Raw genomic sequence first — 17,140 nt, forward strand, 5'->3', positions numbered from 1 at the left:
ACGCCCCGCCCAACTGCGCTCGACCCGTTTCTTGCGCTTGCCGCCGCCGGGTGTTTAAAACCGCAAGAAACGGGTCAAAACACCAGTGCCGCCCGGCTCACCTGATACTTCTTGGCCGCATGAGACGCTGCGCCCGGAGAAGCATAAGCAGGCAGCACGGATCAGAGTTGCAAGTGAATATGGTCGTCATGCCGCGCCGCCCGGCAACCCTGGAAGCGCAACTTGCTGGAGCGAACCCCTAAGCGGTCCTGCAAATGCGGTTCCAAAAAAATCTTTCCGGCCCGCTTGTCCGCTGCCAAGACCTGCAGCAGATGGCCGGTCCGGCCGGCGTCGACCTTCAAATCCCGCCAGAGCGGCTGCAAGAGGCCCATATCCCAGCGCAGAGTCAGCCAGTTGCCGGGACAGTCCGTTGGCCCCTGCTCAAATGCGAAATAGCCCAAGGGCGACCGGGTAACCCCAGGCGCATACCCCTCGGCATCCGCATAGTAAATGGCAAGGTCGGCCTTGTTGCCATCGTCATGGGACAGATGCGGCAGCAGCGGGAACCCGGCCAGCACGGGGAAATTCGCGTCCAGTACTTGTGTCACCGTGCCGGGAAAGGCCTGGTTCATAGCCACGGCGGTGTCCTGCAGCAACTCTGCCAGTTCTGGCGTCACGTAGTTCCGGTTCAAGGCGCAGTAGACCCAGGATTGCACATGCAAAGGCCCGCGCCCCCCGCAGCTGAGTGCTACCCGGCCGAAATGCGGCGCTACCCAAACGGCAGCCATGCTGAGGCCTGTGTATAAGATCAGGAACGCCAACAGCCGCCGCCGGAAGATTAGCGCGGTCAACCAGGCGATGCCGCCCAACTGGCTGAGAATCGTAAAAAGAACAACAATTGCCAAATGGCCTAATACTTTAAGCATGGCGGCAAGCTGCCACTCCCAGCTAGACCAAAGCAAGCCACAGATTTCCCGAAACTGGCCCTAAGTCCAGATTGCACCGCGTTTAAGTCCACCCTAAGGTGGCGCGCATGGGCATTTCCGTCGATACCTTTTTCCTCAACCCTGACGCCCAGGGCACTCTGCAAGCGCAGATCCAGGAGATGATTGCCGAGGGCATTCTGTCCGGCCGGTTCCGGGTCGGGGAAAAGCTGCCGTCGTCGCGCAAACTGGCGGCGCATCTGGGGATCAGCCGGATCACCGTGACGCTGGCCTATACCGAGCTTTTGGCCAATGACTACCTTACCTCGCGCGGGCGGTCGGGGTACTTTGTTTCCGACAATGCGCCGGTGCCGCCCTCCTACACGCCGCAGCAGAAGTCCGGCGATGCGATGGATTGGGGCAAGGTGCTGGCGCGCAGCTTTACTGGCGGCGACACCCCGCGCAAACCCCAGAACTGGCGCGAGTACCGCTATCCGTTCATCTACGGGCAAGCCGATGCCTCACTGTTTGACCATGCCAATTGGCGGCTGTGCGCGCTGCGGGCGCTGGGGCAAAAGGATTTTGCCGCGCTGGCAAATGATTATTTTGACCAGGACGATCCGCTGCTGATCGAGTACATCGCCCGCCACACGCTGCCGCGGCGCGGGATCACTGCGCGGCCTGAAGAGGTTTTGATCACCCTGGGCGCCCAGAATGCGCTGTGGATCACCTGCCAGCTGCTGTTGAACCGCAGGCGGCGGGCTGCGGTGGAGGATCCGGCCTATTACACCCTGCGCGACCAGGTGGTGCAGACCCGCTGCCAGGTGGATTGCATTCCGGTCGATGACGGCGGGCTGCCGCCCGAGCAGATTTCGCAAGACACCGATGTGATCTTCTGCACCCCCAGCCATCAAAGCCCGACCACCTTCACCATGCCGATGGAACGGCGCAAGGAGCTGCTGCAGCGGGCCGGTGAAATCGACGCGGTGATCGTCGAGGATGACTACGAATTCGAAATGTCCTTTCTGGGCGCGCCTTCCCCTTCGCTGAAGTCTCTCGATACCGAAGGGCGGGTGATTTATGCCGGCAGTTTTTCCAAATCGCTGTTTCCCGGGCTGCGGCTTGGGTATCTGGTCGGCTCGGAACCGTTTATCCGCCAGGCCCGGGCCTTGCGCGCCAGCGTGCTGCGGCACCCGCCGGGCCATGTCCAGCGCACCGTCGCCTATTTCCTGTCGCTGGGCCATTACGACGCCCAGATCCGGCGTACCGCCAAGGTACTGCATGACCGCCGCGCAGTGATTGAGGATGCCATCCGCAAGCACGGCCTCGCCATTGCCGGCGTCGGCAGCTTTGGCGGCTCGGCCCTGTGGATGCGGGCACCGGACGGGGTGGATACCACCGCTGTTGCAGAACGGCTGAAGGAAAAGAGCGTGATCATTGAGCCCGGCGCACCGTTTTTTGGCGCCGAGCACCGGCAGCAGAATTATTACCGGCTTGGCTATTCTTCGATACCCGTCACAAGGATCGAGCCTGGCCTGGCATTGATTGCCAAGGCACTGAAGCAAGGCTGAACCCGGAATCCAGCAGAGAATGGCGCGGCAAATGATACCAAACGTATCATTTGCCGCGCCATCTGCATTCATGCGCCTGCACAGCGTGACCGGCTGAAGCGTATATGAAAATCCACCTTTGCTATTTTCATCATGCCAGTTTTGGACCTATCCGGGTTTGGCAACTGGCCCTAACCCGGTCTCCCCCCGCCCCCTAAACCAGAGTCAATTCCCGGCACTGCGCCCGGGGGAATTCCGCGTCTCACTCAGGAGAACCCGCCATGAAAATGACCACCGAAGAAGCCTTCGTCAAAACCCTGCAAATGCACGGCATCGAACACGCCTTTGGCATCATCGGCTCGGCCATGATGCCGATTTCCGATATCTTTGAGCCGGCAGGCATCACCTTCTGGGACTGCGCCCACGAAGGTTCCGGCGGCATGATGGCGGACGGCTACACCCGCGCCACCGGCAAGATGTCGATGATGATTGCCCAGAACGGCCCCGGCATCACCAACTTTGTGACCGCCGTGAAAACCGCCTACTGGAACCACACCCCGCTGCTGCTGGTCACCCCGCAGGCCGCGAACAAGACCATGGGCCAGGGCGGTTTCCAGGAAATGGAACAGATGCGCATGTTTGCCGACTGCGTCTGCTACCAGGAAGAAGTGCGCGACCCCTCGCGCATGGCCGAAGTCCTGAACCGCGTGATCATGCAGGCCAAGCGCAACTCGGCGCCGGCCCAGATCAACGTGCCGCGCGACTATTTCACCCAGGTGATCGACATCGACCTGCCCGCAATCGTCGACTTTGAACTGCCCTCCGGCGGCGCGGATGCGGTGAGCCAGGCAGCCGAGCTGCTGTCGAACGCCAAGTTCCCGGTCATCCTGAACGGTGCCGGCGTTGTCATCGGCGGCGCGATCCCCGCGTCCATGGCCCTGGCCGAGCGTCTGGATGCCCCGGTCTGCGTTGGCTACCAGCACAACGACGCCTTCCCCGGCTCGCACCCGCTGTTTGCAGGCCCGCTGGGATACAACGGTTCCAAGGCCGGCATGGAGCTGATCTCCAAAGCTGACGTAGTGCTGGCACTTGGCACCCGCCTGAACCCGTTCTCGACCTTGCCCGGCTACGGCATCGACTATTGGCCGACCGACGCGAAAATCATCCAGGTTGACATCAACCCGGACCGCATCGGCCTGACCAAGAAAGTATCCGTGGGCATCGTCGGCGACGCAAAAACCGTTGCAGACACGATCCTTGGCCAACTGGCAGACACTGCAGGCGACGCGGGCCGCGATGAGCGCAAGGCGCTGATCTCGCACACCAAGTCGGCTTGGGCCCAGGAACTGTCCTCGATGGACAGCGAGCAGGACGATCCCGGCACCACCTGGAACGAACGTGCCCGCGCTGCCAAGCCCGACTGGCTCAGCCCGCGCCGCGCATGGCGTGCAATCCAGGCCGGCCTGCCGAAAGATGCGATCATCTCCTCGGACATCGGCAACAACTGCGCCATCGGCAACGCCTACCCGTCGTTTGAAGACGGCCGCAAATACCTGGCCCCCGGCCTGTTCGGCCCCTGCGGTTACGGCCTGCCGGCAGTTGTCGGCGCGAAAATCGGCTGCCCCGACGTTCCGGTTGTCGGTTTCTCGGGCGACGGCGCATTCGGCATCGCAGTGACCGAGCTGACCGCGATCGGCCGCGAAGAATGGCCCGCCGTGACCCAGGTTGTTTTCCGCAACTACCAGTGGGGCGCGGAAAAGCGTAACTCCACCCTGTGGTTCGACGACAACTTTGTCGGCACCGAGCTGGACCAGCAGGTCTCCTATGCCGGCATCGCCAATGCCTGCGGCCTGAAAGGTGTGATTGCCCGCACCCAGGACGAGCTGACCGACGCCCTGCGTCAGGCCTGCGAAGACCAGAAGAAAGGCATCACCACCCTGATCGAAGCGATGATCAACCAGGAACTGGGTGAGCCGTTCCGCCGCGACGCAATGAAGAAACCGGTCGCCGTTGCTGGCATCAGCAAGGACGACATGCGTCCGCAGCAGGTCTGAACCTGATGCCCCTGCCCTTTGACCTTTCAATGGGCCAGGGGGCCTATCTGGCCGCCGCGTTATTCGCGGCGGCCTTGATCCGCGGCTTTTCCGGCTTTGGATTTTCCGCGATCTTTATCATTCTGGCAGCATTGACCACCAATCCGCTGCCGCTGATCCCGGTGGTGTTTTCCTGCGAAATCGCCATGACCGTCTTTCAGGCGCGCGGCATCCGCCCGCATATCGACTGGCGCCGCGCCTTTGCCCTGCTGGCCGGTGCCGCGGTCGCCACCGTACCCGCCATCGCCATCATGGCCCGGCTGGGAGAGTATGAGGCAAGGCTGGCGATCTCGTGCCTGATCCTGGTGCTGAGCCTGGTACTGCTGAGCGGCTGGCAACTGGAACGCCCGGTCGGGCGCAATGGCACCGCAGGCGTCGGCGCCATCGCAGGCATCGCCAACAGCGCCGGGGTCGGCGGGCTGCCGGTGGCGGCCTTCCTGACGGCACAACCGGTGCCGCCTGCGGTGTTCCGCGCCACGATGATCGTATTTTTGACCGGTATCGACCTGATGGCGCTGCCGGTGATGGCCGCAAACGGATTGGTTGGTCCGGAAACGCTGACCGGCATCCTGCTGGCCTTTCCCATTCTGGGGCTTGGCATCTGGGCCGGCTCCCGCGGTTTTCATGCGGTCTCCCAAAGACTGTTCCGGCGCGCGGTGGTGCTGATGCTGACCGCCTTTTCGCTGATCAATATTGCGCGGCTGGCGTTCTGAACGCCCGACGCCCCGAACCGCAGCTACAGGACCAATGCCCGTGACCAAAACACTCTCGCCCCTCGAACTGCTGCAGGCCGAAGCCCCGGCCGTCCGTCCTGTTGTCGCGCTCAGCGAGGGCAGCGATCCCCGCGTCGTGGCGGGTGCCCTGGCCGCGCATCAGGCCGGCATCGCCGATGTGATCCTGATCGGTCCCAAAGCCGACGTCACCGCCGCCCTGCAAGCCGAAGGTGCCAGCGCAAGCGAGGGCGTCGCGGTTCATGACCCGGCCGCATCCGGGCTGACCGAAGCCTTCGCGGCTGAGTACCACAGCCTGCGCAAGCACAAGGGCGTGGATGAGGCCAAGGCCCGCGCCGCTGCCGAAACCCCGCTGGTCTATGCCGCCATGCTGGTGCGTCTGGGCCACGCCACCGGCACCGTTGGCGGTGCAGTCCACACCACCGGCGATGTGGTGCGCAGTGCCATTCAGGTGATCGGCATGGCGCCGGATGCGGGCATGGTCTCCTCTTTCTTTCTGATGTACCCGCCCGACGGCGCCCCCGATGGCGCCCGGGCGATGCTCTATTCCGACTGCGGCCTGGTGATTGATCCGAACCCGGCTGAGATGGTCTCAATCGCCGCCGCCTCGGCCCGGTCAGCCAGCGCGCTGCTGCGGGTGGATCCGAAACTGGCCTTCCTCAGCTTCTCCACCAAAGGCAGCGCCAAGCATCCGGCGGTGGACAAGGTGACCGAGGCTTTGGGGCTGTTTCAGAATGCGCATCCTGATCTGCAGGCTGATGGCGAACTGCAGTTCGACGCCGCCTTTGTGCCTGCCATAGGGGAGCGGAAATCGCCCGGCTCCAGCGTGGCGGGCCAGGCCAATGTAATGATCTTCCCCAATCTGGATGCCGGCAACATCGGCTATAAGATCACCCAGCGGCTGGGCGGTTATTCCGCCATCGGCCCGGTGCTGCAGGGGCTGGCAAAACCCGCCAACGACCTGTCGCGCGGCTGCAGCGCCGAAGACGTCACCCAGATCATCGCCGTCACCATCCTGCAGGCCGCAGGCGCCCCGGGTCCGGATATTTGAACCATCCTCCCAAAAATCCGAACCCTCGCAGAACACTATTCCCAAATTGAGGCTTTCCGTCATACGGTCGCCCGAAACACCCAACAGGACCCGCCCATGACCCATCAGCAGCCAATCCTGAACACGTCGCCCAAGGTCTCGGACGAGATCCGGCAGACCACCTGTTACATGTGCGCCTGCCGCTGCGGCATCAACGTGCATATGAAAGACGGCAAGGTTGCCTATATCGAGGGCAACCGCGACCACCCGGTGAACAAGGGCGTGCTCTGCGCCAAGGGGTCGGCCGGCATTATGCAGGTCAACGCGCCGTCACGGCTGAAGGCGCCGATGATCCGCACCGGCCCGCGCGGCTCGGGCCAATACAAGGAAATCTCCTGGGACGAGGCGCTGGCAATTGCGGTGGGCTGGCTGGAGCCGGTCCGCCACGAGGCGCCCGAGCAGCTGGCGTTCTTCACTGGCCGCGACCAGTCGCAAAGCTTCACCAGCTTCTGGGCGCAAAGCTTCGGCACTCCGAACTATGCGGCGCACGGCGGTTTCTGCTCGGTCAACATGGCGACCGCGGGCATCTACACCATGGGCGGCGCGTTCTGGGAGTTCGGCCAGCCCGACTGGGACCACACCAAACTGTTCATGCTGTTCGGCGTCGCCGAGGACCACGATTCCAACCCGATCAAGATGGGTCTGGGCAAGATCAAGAAGCGCGGCGCACGGGTGATCGGCGTCAACCCGATCCGCTCAGGCTATAACGCGATTGCAGATGAATGGGTCGGTATCACGCCGGGCACCGACGGGCTGTTCATTCTGTCGATGATTCACGTGCTGATGAAGGCCGGCAAGATCGACCTCGACTATCTCAGCCGTTACACCAATGCTCCGGTGCTGGTGAATGCCTCCGAAGGGCCGGACAAGGGCCTGTTCCTGCGGGACGATGACGGCAAGATGCTGGTGATCGACCGCAACACCGGCAAGCTGACCCCGTTCGACCAGCCCGGCGTGCGCCCCGACCTGTCGGCTGTGTACGAGGCAGATGGCGTCACCCACCGTCCGGTGTTCCACCAGATGGCCGAGCGTTACCTGGCCGACGAATACACCCCCGAAGCCGTCGCGGAAAAATGCGGCATCCCGGCCAAACGCATTCGCGCCATTGCGGGCGAGCTGGCCCGCGTCGCCTTTGACGAGGCGTTTGAGCTGGACGTCGAATGGACCGATTTCCGCGGCGAAAAACATACCAAGATGACCGGCCGCCCGGTCTCGATGCACTCGATGCGCGGTGTCTCGGCCCATGCCAATGGTTTCCAGACCTGCCGCGCGCTGCATGTGCTGCAGATCATCCTTGGCACGGTTGAGGTCCCCGGCGGCTTCCGCTTCAAACCGCCCTACCCCAAACCGGTCGAGGCGCACCCGACCCCGCATTGCAAGGCAACCCCCGACACCCCGTTGGACGGTCCGCACCTGGGTTTCGTGCGCGGACCGGAACATCTGGCACTGAAGGAAGACGGCAGCCCGGCGCGGATCGACAAGGCATTCACCTGGGAAAACCCGATGTCGGCCCACGGGCTGATGCATATGGTGATCTCCAACGCGCATGCGGGCGACCCCTACAAAATCGACACGCTGTTCATGTATATGGCCAACATGTCGTGGAACTCCTCCATGAACACCAAAGGTGTGATGGAGATGCTGACCGACAAGGATGAAAACGGCGACTACAAGATCCCGCACATCATCTATTCGGATGCCTATTCTTCGGAGATGGTGAGTTTTGCCGATCTGATCCTGCCCGATACCACCTATCTGGAGCGCCACGACTGCATCTCGCTCTTGGACCGCCCGATCTGCGAGGCGGATGCCGCAGCCGATGCCATCCGCTGGCCGGTGATTGAGCCGGACCGTGATGTGCGCGGCTTCCAGACGGTGCTGGTCCAGCTCGCCAACCGGATGAAGCTGCCGGGCTTCACCAATGCAGACCGCACCGCCAAGTGGAAAGACTACGCCGACTACATCGTCAACCACGAGCGCAAGCCGGGGATTGGCCCGCTGTCCGGTTTCCGCGGTGAAGACGGCAGCAAGACCGGCCGCGGCGAAGTGAACCCGGAACAGCTGAACCAATACATCGAAAACGGCGGCTTCCATGTGGCCCACATCCCCGAAGAGGCAGGGTATTACAAACCCTGGAACACCGCCTATCAGGACTGGGCCGTGGACATGGGTATCTATGACAGCCCGCAGCCCTATCTGTTCCAGCTTTACGTCGAGCCGATGCGCAAGTTCCAGCTGGCCGCCGAAGGCCATGGCGACCGCCAGCCGCCCGAACATCTGCGCCAGCGGGTCAAGGACGTGATGGACCCGCTGCCGATCTGGTACGAGACCGACCAGCAGGGAAACGAGGGCTTCACTGTCAACGCGCTGACCCAGCGTCCGATGGCGATGTACCACTCCTGGGGCACCCAGAACGCCTGGCTGCGCCAGCTGCACGGCCGCAACCCGCTGTATGTTCCAACCAAGCTGATGCGCGAGAACAACCTGCAGGACGGTGACTGGGCCAAGGTCACCTCGCCGCATGGGTCGATCACCGTGCCGGTGATGGAAATGGCGGCGCTCAACGACAACACCGTCTGGACCTGGAACGCCATCGGCAAGCGCAAGGGCGCCTGGGCGCTGGAAGAGGACGCGCCGGAAGCCACCAAGGGTTTCCTGCTCAATCACCTGATCCATGAACTGCTGCCCCCCAAGGGCGACGGCATGCGGTGGGCAAACTCGGACCCGATCACCGGCCAGGCGGCCTGGTTCGACCTGAAAGTCAAAATCGAAAAGGCCGCCGCCCCGGCTGACCTGCAGGAAAGCCAGCCGGCCTTCCCTGCTCAGGAGTCGCCCGTTGGCACCGGCCCGAAAGAACTGAAGTGGAAAGTAGGCAAATGACGGGCGCAATTTTCTTCGAAGAAAATTGCCAGGAAAATTTGAATTTTCCTGGCTCCGCAAGCCGCACACGGAGTATGCAATGACTGAGCTTCCCGCCAAGACCGACCGCAAAATGGGTCTGGTCATCGACCTGGACACCTGCGTTGGATGCCATGCCTGTGTGATTTCCTGCAAAGGCTGGAACACCGAAAACTACGGCGCGCCCCTGTCGGACCAGGATCCTTACGGCAGCGACCCTTCGGGCACCTTCCTGAACCGGGTGCATTCCTATGAGGTGAAGCCATCCCCCTGCAGCAGCCAGCCGGATCCGGCAGCGCAGCTGATCCATTTCCCCAAATCCTGCCTGCACTGCGAAGACGCGCCCTGCGTCACCGTCTGCCCCACCGGCGCCAGCTACAAACGGGTGGAAGACGGCATCGTGCTGGTGAACGAAGACCACTGCATCGGCTGCGGCCTGTGTGCCTGGTCCTGCCCTTACGGCGCACGCGAATTGGACCTGGCCGCAGGTGTGATGAAGAAATGCACGCTTTGCGTGGACCGGATCTATAACGAAAACCTGCCGGAGGTGGACCGCGTTCCTTCCTGTGTTCGGACCTGTCCGGCAGGCGCGCGCCATTTCGGCGACCTTGGCGATCCCGGCAGCGATGTCTCCAAACTGGTGGCGGAGCGCGGCGGCATGGATCTGATGCCGGAAATGGGCACCAAACCGGTGAACAAATACCTGCCGCCCCGGCCCAAGGACACAATCGAAGAAGAGATCGACATCCTCGCCCCGCTGCTGGCGCCAGTCGCTGAAGAACCTCAGGGTTTCCTGGGCTGGCTGGACAAAGCACTCGACAAAATTCCAGGTCAATCTTCAGGCCGATCTTCAGGGGGGGCGAACTGATGCATCCCGCACCATCCGTCATCATATTCACCACACTGTCGGGGCTGGGCTTTGGCCTGCTGGCATTCCTTGGTCTCGGCCAACCCGCGGTGACCGGCACAGTGGCCTTTGTCTTTTACGCCATCGCCTTTGGCCTGGCTTGCGGCGGCCTGATGGCCTCGACCTTCCACCTTGGCCGCCCGGAGCGTGCTTGGCGTGCATTCACCCAGTGGAAAACCAGCTGGCTGTCGCGCGAGGGTGTCTGCGCCGTCGGTGCCCTGCTGGTCATGGGGCTTTACGCGCTTGGCGCGGTGTTCCTGGACAGCCAATGGACGTTGCTGGGCTGGATCGGCGCCGCTCTCAGCCTTGCCACGGTATTCACCACCTCGATGATCTACACACAGCTCAAGACCATCCCGCGCTGGAATATGGAACTGACACCGGTGATGTTCCTCTCCTTCAGCCTTGCTGGCGGCGCCTTGCTGGCGGGGGCCGAGGCCGTGGCGCCCTGGCTGCTGGCCATCGCAGGTGCTGTGCAACTGGCCTATTGGGCCAAGGGCGACCGCGCGCTGGAGGCCTCCGGCACCGACATCGGCACCGCCACCGGTCTGGGTGAGCGCGGCGCGGTCCGCGCCTTTGAACCGCCGCACACCGGCTCCAACTACCTGTTGCGCGAATTTGTGCATGTGGTGGGCCGCAAACACGCGCAGAAGCTGCGGATGATCGCATTTGTGCTGGGCTTTGCCTTGCCCCTGCTGCTGATCCTGACCCCGGTTCAGGGTGTGGTGATCAAACATCTTTTTGCAGCCCTTGCGGTCATTTCGCACATCGCTGGCATCGCCGTATCGCGCTGGCTGTTCTTTGCGCAGGCCGAACATGTGGTCGGCCTCTACTACGGCAAACGCTGACATATTCCGGGGCGCCCACTGCGGCGCCCCGATTTTTTTGTGTATTTTTACGACGGCATGTCACAAACGCCCCTGCTGTCTCGTCCTGTTCCTGAAGCCATCTGAAAAGGAACAGAATGATGACCCAGCGCCTTGATTACTTCGCAGCCGCCCCCGACTTGTTTCAGCCGATGCTGACGCTTGAAGCCACGCTCAAAGACAGCGGGCTGGAACACAGCCTGATTGAATTGGTGAAGCTGCGGGCCTCGCAGATCAACGGCTGTGCTTACTGCATTCACATGCACACGCATGATATGCGCTCGAAAGGTGAGAGCGAAGACCGGATGCATCTGCTGAATGCCTGGCGGGAGTCCTCGCTTTACTCCGCACGGGAACAGGCCGCCCTGGCCTGGACCGAAGCCCTGACAAGGATTGAAGCCACTGCGGCGCCGGACGCGGATTATGATTTGGTCGCACAGCAGTTTTCCCCCCGTGAACAGGCGGCGCTGACACTGGTGGTTTCCACCATCAACGCCTGGAACCGGATTGCAATCGGCTTCCGCACCTCGCATCCTGCCGGACAGGAGGCAACTGCCGCGTGATTGCAAACCCCGAAACAGACGAAACCGATGCGTTTCTGAAAGCGCGGCCGCGATTATTCGCGGCCGCCTACCGGATGCTGGGCAGCGTAAGCGACGCCGAGGACATCCTGCAGGATGCCTTTTTGCGCTGGCAGGCAGCCCCGCAAGCGCAGGTGCAGGATCCGACCGGATATCTGATACGGATCACCACGCGCCTGTGCCTGGACCAGCTGAAATCGGCCCGCGCCCGGCGCGAGACCTACCCCGGTGAATGGCTGCCCGAACCGATTCTGACAGAAGACGCGACCGAGCTTCTGGATCACGATGTCACCGTTGCCCTGCTGCTGGCGCTGGAGACCCTGTCGCCGCTGGAACGCGCCGCCTTTTTGCTGCACGATATCTTCGACAGCGCCTATGAGGACATTTCCGCGGCGCTGAACCGAACCCCGGAGGCCTGCCGCCAGCTCGCGGCAAGGGCCCGGCGCAAGGTACAGAAGCTTCGGCCGCATGCCCCCGCGGATCCGGACCAGGGACGCGATCTGACCGAAGCCTTTTTCCGCGCATCCAAGACCGGCGACACAGCGGCGCTGACCCGGCTGCTGACCCAGGAGGTTCAGCTGATCTCCGACGGCGGCGGCAAGGCAATGGCGGCTCTCAACCCGATCTACGGGCGGGACAAGGTGCTGCGGCTGCTTGAGGGGCTTGCCCGCAAATCCGGCCGCAGGACGCCGGACCGCTGGCGGTTTTGCCAGTTGAACGGCCTGCCGGCCATATTGAACTGGGCAGAGGACGGTATTCTGCAAGCAACAGCGCTGGAAATCCGGGATGGCCGGATTTCCCGGATCTACGTGACCCGCAATCCCGACAAGACGCGGCATCTGGCCAAAGCACTGGATTGAGCGGGAGAGAGGGGCCAGCCCCTCTTGCCCCTCAAGGGGCAATTCACCCCGGGGTATTGAAGACCAGAAAGAAGCAAACAGGACGGCGCTCCATCGGAGGCCGCCCTTGATTTTGTGACAGTGACCCGAGGCTTACAGCAGGCCGGCATGCCCCATGGCAGCGTCGATGGCGGCCTTGGTGCTATCTTCCAGCGTAGTCAGCGGCGAACGGACCTCTTCGCTGCACATGCCGAGTTTCGACAGGCCGTATTTGGCACCAACCAGGCCCGGCTCGATGAAGATCGCTTCATGCAGCGGCATCAGCTTGTCCTGATAGGCCAGCGCCGATGTGTAATCGCCTGCGAGGGTCGCGGCCTGGAATTCGGCGCAAAGTTTCGGCGCCACATTGGCGGTGACCGAAATGCACCCCACCCCGCCATGGGCGTTGAAGCCCAGCGCGGTGGCGTCTTCGCCGGACAGCTGCACAAATTCCGCACCGCAGGAGGCGCGCTGCTGGCTGACACGGGCGAGATCGCCGGTGGCATCCTTCACACCCGCAATGCGCGGCAGCTTGGCCAGCTCGCCCATAGTGGCCGGGCTCATGTCGACGATTGAACGGCCCGGGATGTTGTAGATGATGATCGGCAGATCCGCGCAGTCATGGGCTGCGGTAAAATGCTGCACCATCCCGCGCTGGGTCGGCTTGTTGTAATAGGGGGTCACAACCAGCGCCGCATCGGCGCCGGCCTTTTTGGCAAACTCGACGAATCGAATCATCTCGACGGTGTTATTGGAGCCGGCACCGGCAATCACCGGCACCCGGCCTGCTGCCGCCTTGACCGTTTCCGCGATGACCAGCTCGTGCTCGTCATGGGTCAGCGTCGGGCTTTCGCCGGTGGTGCCGACGGGCACAAGACCAGTGGAGCCTTCGGCAATCTGCCATTCCACCAAGCGTTTGAGCGCATCCAGATCCAGCTCGCCGTTCGAAAACGGGGTGACGAGTGCTGGCATAGAGCCTTTGAACATGGGCACGCTCCCTTTGCTGCAGGTGCAGGCGGCAATCCGCCGCCGTCAAGATATAGAATGCCGGGGATTTGAGTTGATACCGGCACGCCAATGAGTAACGTTCAAGCCTCTATCCCCGGACCGCTGGAAAATGCAAGAGATGACACGCATCCTGGCCCTTATTCTGCTAATCTCGGCGGCCCTTCCCGGGTCGCCTGCCTTGGCGCGCGGCCTTGGCTCCGCCCTGGATCTGATGCGGGCAGAGAAATGGGATCTGGCCGCCCGCGAAGCCGGGCAGCGGCACAGCACCACCCGCGATATCATCGAATGGCACCGGCTGCGGGCCGGGCTGGGCTCGGCCCGCGACGTGATGGCGTTTCTGGAGCGGCGGCAGGATTGGCCTGGTCTCGCCTATCTGCGGCGCCGGAACGAGGATGCGATTGCGGCCGCCGGCCGCAATGCCATTCTGGCCTTTTACGCGGATGAACGCCCGCAGACCGCCGAAGGCGCGCTGAGCCTGGGCAAGGCGCTGATTGCCGCCGGGCGGCGCGGCGATGGCGAGGCGGAGATCGTTCTGGCCTGGCGCACCAAGGCAATGGGCAGCGCCATTCAAAAGGCGTACCTGCGGGATTTCTCCAAGCTGCTGAAACCGCATCATGCGGCGCGGCTGGACCGGCTGTTGTGGGAGGATCATCTGGTCAGTTCCAAACGGATGCTGCCACTGGTGCCCGAGGGCGAACGCAAGCTGGCGGAGGCACGCATCGCCCTGCAGGAACGCGCGCCCGGAGTGGATGCCAAAATCGAGGCCGTTCCGGACCGGCTGAAGGGATCGGCAGGCCTTGCCTATGACCGGTTTGCCTGGCGCGACCGCAAGCGGCTGCAGGATGGCGCCATTCAGATGCTGATGGAGCGCAGCACCAGTGCCGAAAAACTGGGCGAGCCAGCCAAATGGCTGCGCCGCCGCCGCGATCTGGCGCGGCAAGTGATGCGGGACAAGGATTACGAACGCGCCTATCAGCTGGCCGCCTATCATTTCTCCTCACCCGAGGACGGTTATGGCTACTCGGACTGTGAATGGCTGGCGGGATACATCGCCCTGCAAAAACTGCGGGACCCGGAATTGGCCGCGGTGCATTTTCAGCGCTTCCTGGCCTCGGTCGAGACCCCGATTTCGATCGGACGCGGCGGCTATTGGCTGGGCCGCGCTTATGCGGCGATGGGCCAGCCGGACAAGGCGCATGAGGCCTATGCCAAGGGTGCGGAGTACCAGACGTCATTCTATGGGCTGCTGGCCGCCGAACAGCTGGGCCGCCCGTTTGATCCGGCGCTGGTGAAACCGGCAGACCTGCCGGACTGGAGCAAGGCCGGTTTTGCCAAATCCTCGGTCACCAGGGCCGGGCTCGAACTTCTGAAAGCTGGCGATCTGGCATTGGCCGAGCGTTTTTTCACCCATCTGGTCGAAACGCTGCCGCCGGTGCAGGCGCGCCAGCTTGGGCAGATGGCAGTGGAGCTGAACCAGCCGCATCTGGCAGTGATGATCTCCAAACGCGCGGCGCGCGGCGGGGTGGAGCTGGAGGGCGCCTACTACCCGTTGCACCCGGTGGCCAAGCGGCAATTGCCGATGGCCGAGGAAATGACCCTGGCCATCGCCCGCCGCGAAAGCGAGTTCGACTCGGCGGTGATCAGCCATGCCGGCGCGCGCGGGCTGATGCAGGTGATGCCTGCCACTGCGAAACTGGTGGCGACCGAGCTGGGCATCCTGGCAGGCCACAAGACCTCCCGCCTGACCGCCGAATGGGATTACAACGCCAAGCTGGGGGCCAATTACCTGGCTGGGCTGGCCGGCAAATTCCGCGGTAATGTGGTGATGATGGCAGCAGGGTATAATGCCGGGCCGCACCGGCCCACAGCGTGGATGCAGCGCTATGGCGATCCGCGCGATGGCAGCCCGGATATCGTCGACTGGATCGAGCACATCCCGTTCAACGAGACCCGCAACTATGTAATGCGGGTAACTGAAAGCCTGCCGGTCTATCGCGCCCGGCTGGGCAAGGCTCCGCTGCCCGTCCCGTTCTCAGAGGAACTGCGCGGCTCAACCCTTCACGCGTTCGCGCCATAGGGTGAACAGACCTGCCCCGATGATGATACCGGCGCCGATGGCGACATTGGTGCGGATCACCTCGCCGAACACGGCCATGCCCAGCGCCGCCGCCCAGATCAGGTGGAAATAGGCAAAGGGCTGCACCGCGCTGGCCTCGGCCATCTCGTAGCATTTGATCAGCAGCCAATGGCCGGTCACGCCGGACACGCACAGCAGCGCCATCCAGAACCAGTCGGTCTGGCTCATCGGTTCCCAGTACCAGATACCGATGGCGGTCATGAAAACCATGCCGGCAACCCCGGTCCAGAAGAAGCTGGTGGCGGTGCTGTCCTTGCGCGCCGCATAGCGGGTGACCAGCCCGTAGACGGCAAACATCAGCGCCGAGATAAACGGGATGATTGCCGCGGGGTTGAACACCCCCATGCCCGGTTGCAGGATGATCAGCACGCCAATCAACCCGACGCCAATCGCCGCCCAGCGCCGCCAGCCGACGCTTTCGCCCAGCACCGGCCCGCTGAGGGCCGCCACCAGCAGCGGATAGCAGATGAACACCGCCTGGCTCTCAATCAGGCCAAGCACGGTAAAGCCATAAACCGCCACGCAGATTTCACCGACCAGAAAAACACCGCGGAATATCTGCAGCCACAGCTGATCGGTCCGCGCCGCAGCCCGGATGCCGCCCGGCGCCCGTACTGCCAGGAACATCACAAAGGCGGCAAAAAACCAGTAGCGTACCATCACCACCATGTAGGTATTGTAGGTGCCCGCCAGATGGCGCGAGATACCATCCTGCAATGCAAAGACAACCGTCGCGCCAATCATCAGCAGAATGCCCAGCGGCACGTTATTGGTCTGGGCCCGGGCCGGGGCTGCCTGTGTCATGGCTTCACTGCCTTTGTCATATGCCGCTTGCGCCCGTAACCGGGGATGCGGGTCACCTCAAATCCTGCGGCCTCCAGCCCGCGGCGCACAAAACCCGCCGCCGTGTAGGTCGCCGCCGAGCCGCCCGGCACGGTATGCGCCGCAACCTCGCCCATCAGTGCCTCTTCCCACAATTCCGGGTTCTTGGCCGGAGAGAACCCGTCCAGAAACCAGGCATCCGCCTGCCCTGTCCACTCCGCCAGCGACACGCGCGCGTCGCCGGCAATCACCTCCAGCTGCAGGCTGCCCAGATCACAGGTGCCAGTGCCTTGCCATTTCTCCAGAAACCGCGCGGCCCAGGGGGCAACCGCGGGGAAGGCCTCCAGCGCTTTGGCCATGTCGGCGGGCGCCATCGGGAAAGCCTCGAAACTGGTGAAGTGCAATGGCCCTGCCTGCCCTGCCGCCTCCCAGGCGCGCCAGACGGCCAGCATGTTCAAGCCGGTTCCGAACCCCAGTTCGGCAATGCGGAATCCGGGCGCAAAGCGCGCAGGCAGGTCGTTGCCCGCCAGAAACACATGCTCGGTTTCCGCCAGCCCGTCCTGAAGCGAGAAATAGGGATCATCGAACTGGTCCGACACCGGCACGGTGCCATCGCGCCAGCTGAGGCGGGCCTGCTGGTCTGCCATGCTATAATCCCCTAAGTGGTTGTCCGGAAC

14 protein-coding genes are annotated in these 17,140 nt (G+C 63.1%); 10 read left to right on the plus strand and 4 right to left on the minus strand.

All coding sequences use genetic code 11. From position 1 onward, the window contains the following. Window positions 1–161: 161 nt before the first annotated feature. Window positions 162–767 carry a hypothetical protein gene (locus tag ETW24_RS16510; protein WP_254695640.1) on the minus strand — a complete coding sequence of 202 codons (606 nt, stop codon included), beginning with the start codon at window positions 765–767 and terminating at the stop codon, window positions 162–164. Window positions 768–1,012: 245 nt separating this feature from the next. On the opposite strand from ETW24_RS16510, the gene pdxR reads away from it, so the two are divergent. The 9 genes from pdxR (at window position 1,013) to ETW24_RS16555 (ending at window position 12,478) form a co-directional block, all read left to right on the plus strand. Continuing rightward, window positions 1,013–2,473, plus strand: coding sequence for a MocR-like pyridoxine biosynthesis transcription factor PdxR (gene pdxR, locus ETW24_RS16515; RefSeq protein WP_129372065.1), 1,461 nt, complete (start codon window positions 1,013–1,015; stop codon window positions 2,471–2,473). A gap of 260 nt (window positions 2,474–2,733) precedes the next feature. After that, window positions 2,734–4,506 carry a sulfoacetaldehyde acetyltransferase gene (gene xsc, locus ETW24_RS16520; RefSeq protein ID WP_129372066.1) on the plus strand — a complete coding sequence of 591 codons (1,773 nt, stop codon included), beginning with the start codon at window positions 2,734–2,736 and terminating at the stop codon, window positions 4,504–4,506. A gap of 5 nt (window positions 4,507–4,511) precedes the next feature. Then, window positions 4,512–5,258, plus strand: coding sequence for a sulfite exporter TauE/SafE family protein (locus tag ETW24_RS16525; protein ID WP_129372067.1), 747 nt, complete (start codon window positions 4,512–4,514; stop codon window positions 5,256–5,258). 34 nt (window positions 5,259–5,292) lie between these two features. Continuing rightward, entirely contained in the window at window positions 5,293–6,327 is a 1,035-nt protein-coding gene (pta, locus tag ETW24_RS16530; protein ID WP_129372068.1) for a phosphate acetyltransferase, read from the plus strand. 96 nt (window positions 6,328–6,423) lie between these two features. Continuing rightward, window positions 6,424–9,246, plus strand: a complete 2,823-nt coding sequence (locus tag ETW24_RS16535; RefSeq protein ID WP_129372069.1) for a molybdopterin oxidoreductase family protein — start codon at window positions 6,424–6,426, stop codon at window positions 9,244–9,246. A gap of 79 nt (window positions 9,247–9,325) precedes the next feature. Then, window positions 9,326–10,132 (plus strand): 4Fe-4S dicluster domain-containing protein, encoded by an 807-nt coding sequence (locus ETW24_RS16540; protein WP_129372070.1) that lies wholly within the window; start codon window positions 9,326–9,328, stop codon window positions 10,130–10,132. Then, window positions 10,132–11,019 carry a dimethyl sulfoxide reductase anchor subunit family protein gene (locus ETW24_RS16545; RefSeq protein ID WP_129372071.1) on the plus strand — a complete coding sequence of 296 codons (888 nt, stop codon included), beginning with the start codon at window positions 10,132–10,134 and terminating at the stop codon, window positions 11,017–11,019. Before ETW24_RS16540 ends, ETW24_RS16545 begins: the two co-directional genes overlap by 1 nt. Before the next feature lie 119 nt (window positions 11,020–11,138). Then, complete coding sequence (locus ETW24_RS16550; RefSeq protein ID WP_129372072.1) at window positions 11,139–11,600, plus strand: carboxymuconolactone decarboxylase family protein; 462 nt, start codon at window positions 11,139–11,141, stop codon at window positions 11,598–11,600. Further along, window positions 11,597–12,478, plus strand: coding sequence for a sigma-70 family RNA polymerase sigma factor (locus tag ETW24_RS16555; RefSeq protein WP_129372073.1), 882 nt, complete (start codon window positions 11,597–11,599; stop codon window positions 12,476–12,478). Before ETW24_RS16550 ends, ETW24_RS16555 begins: the two co-directional genes overlap by 4 nt. Before the next feature lie 132 nt (window positions 12,479–12,610). Here the strand turns inward: ETW24_RS16555 and dapA are convergent, their stop codons facing one another. Then, complete coding sequence (dapA, locus tag ETW24_RS16560) at window positions 12,611–13,483, minus strand: 4-hydroxy-tetrahydrodipicolinate synthase (protein ID WP_129372074.1); 873 nt, start codon at window positions 13,481–13,483, stop codon at window positions 12,611–12,613. Window positions 13,484–13,622: 139 nt separating this feature from the next. Between dapA and ETW24_RS16565 the strand changes: the two genes are divergently transcribed. Continuing rightward, window positions 13,623–15,581 (plus strand): lytic transglycosylase domain-containing protein, encoded by a 1,959-nt coding sequence (locus tag ETW24_RS16565; protein ID WP_129372075.1) that lies wholly within the window; start codon window positions 13,623–13,625, stop codon window positions 15,579–15,581. On the opposite strand, the gene ETW24_RS16570 is transcribed toward ETW24_RS16565, so the two are convergent. Continuing rightward, on the minus strand, window positions 15,555–16,445 hold the full coding sequence (locus ETW24_RS16570) for a DMT family transporter (protein ID WP_129372076.1): 891 nt from the start codon (window positions 16,443–16,445) through the stop codon (window positions 15,555–15,557). The two genes, ETW24_RS16565 and ETW24_RS16570, sit on opposite strands and share 27 nt — an antisense overlap. Then, a complete protein-coding gene (gene mnmD, locus ETW24_RS16575; RefSeq protein WP_129372077.1) occupies window positions 16,442–17,110 on the minus strand; it encodes a tRNA (5-methylaminomethyl-2-thiouridine)(34)-methyltransferase MnmD in 669 nt (222 codons plus the stop codon). Before mnmD ends, ETW24_RS16570 begins: the two co-directional genes overlap by 4 nt. Window positions 17,111–17,140 lie beyond the last annotated feature (30 nt).

It is taken from the genome of Leisingera sp. NJS204 (assembly GCF_004123675.1).
Lineage (GTDB): Bacteria > Pseudomonadota > Alphaproteobacteria > Rhodobacterales > Rhodobacteraceae > Leisingera.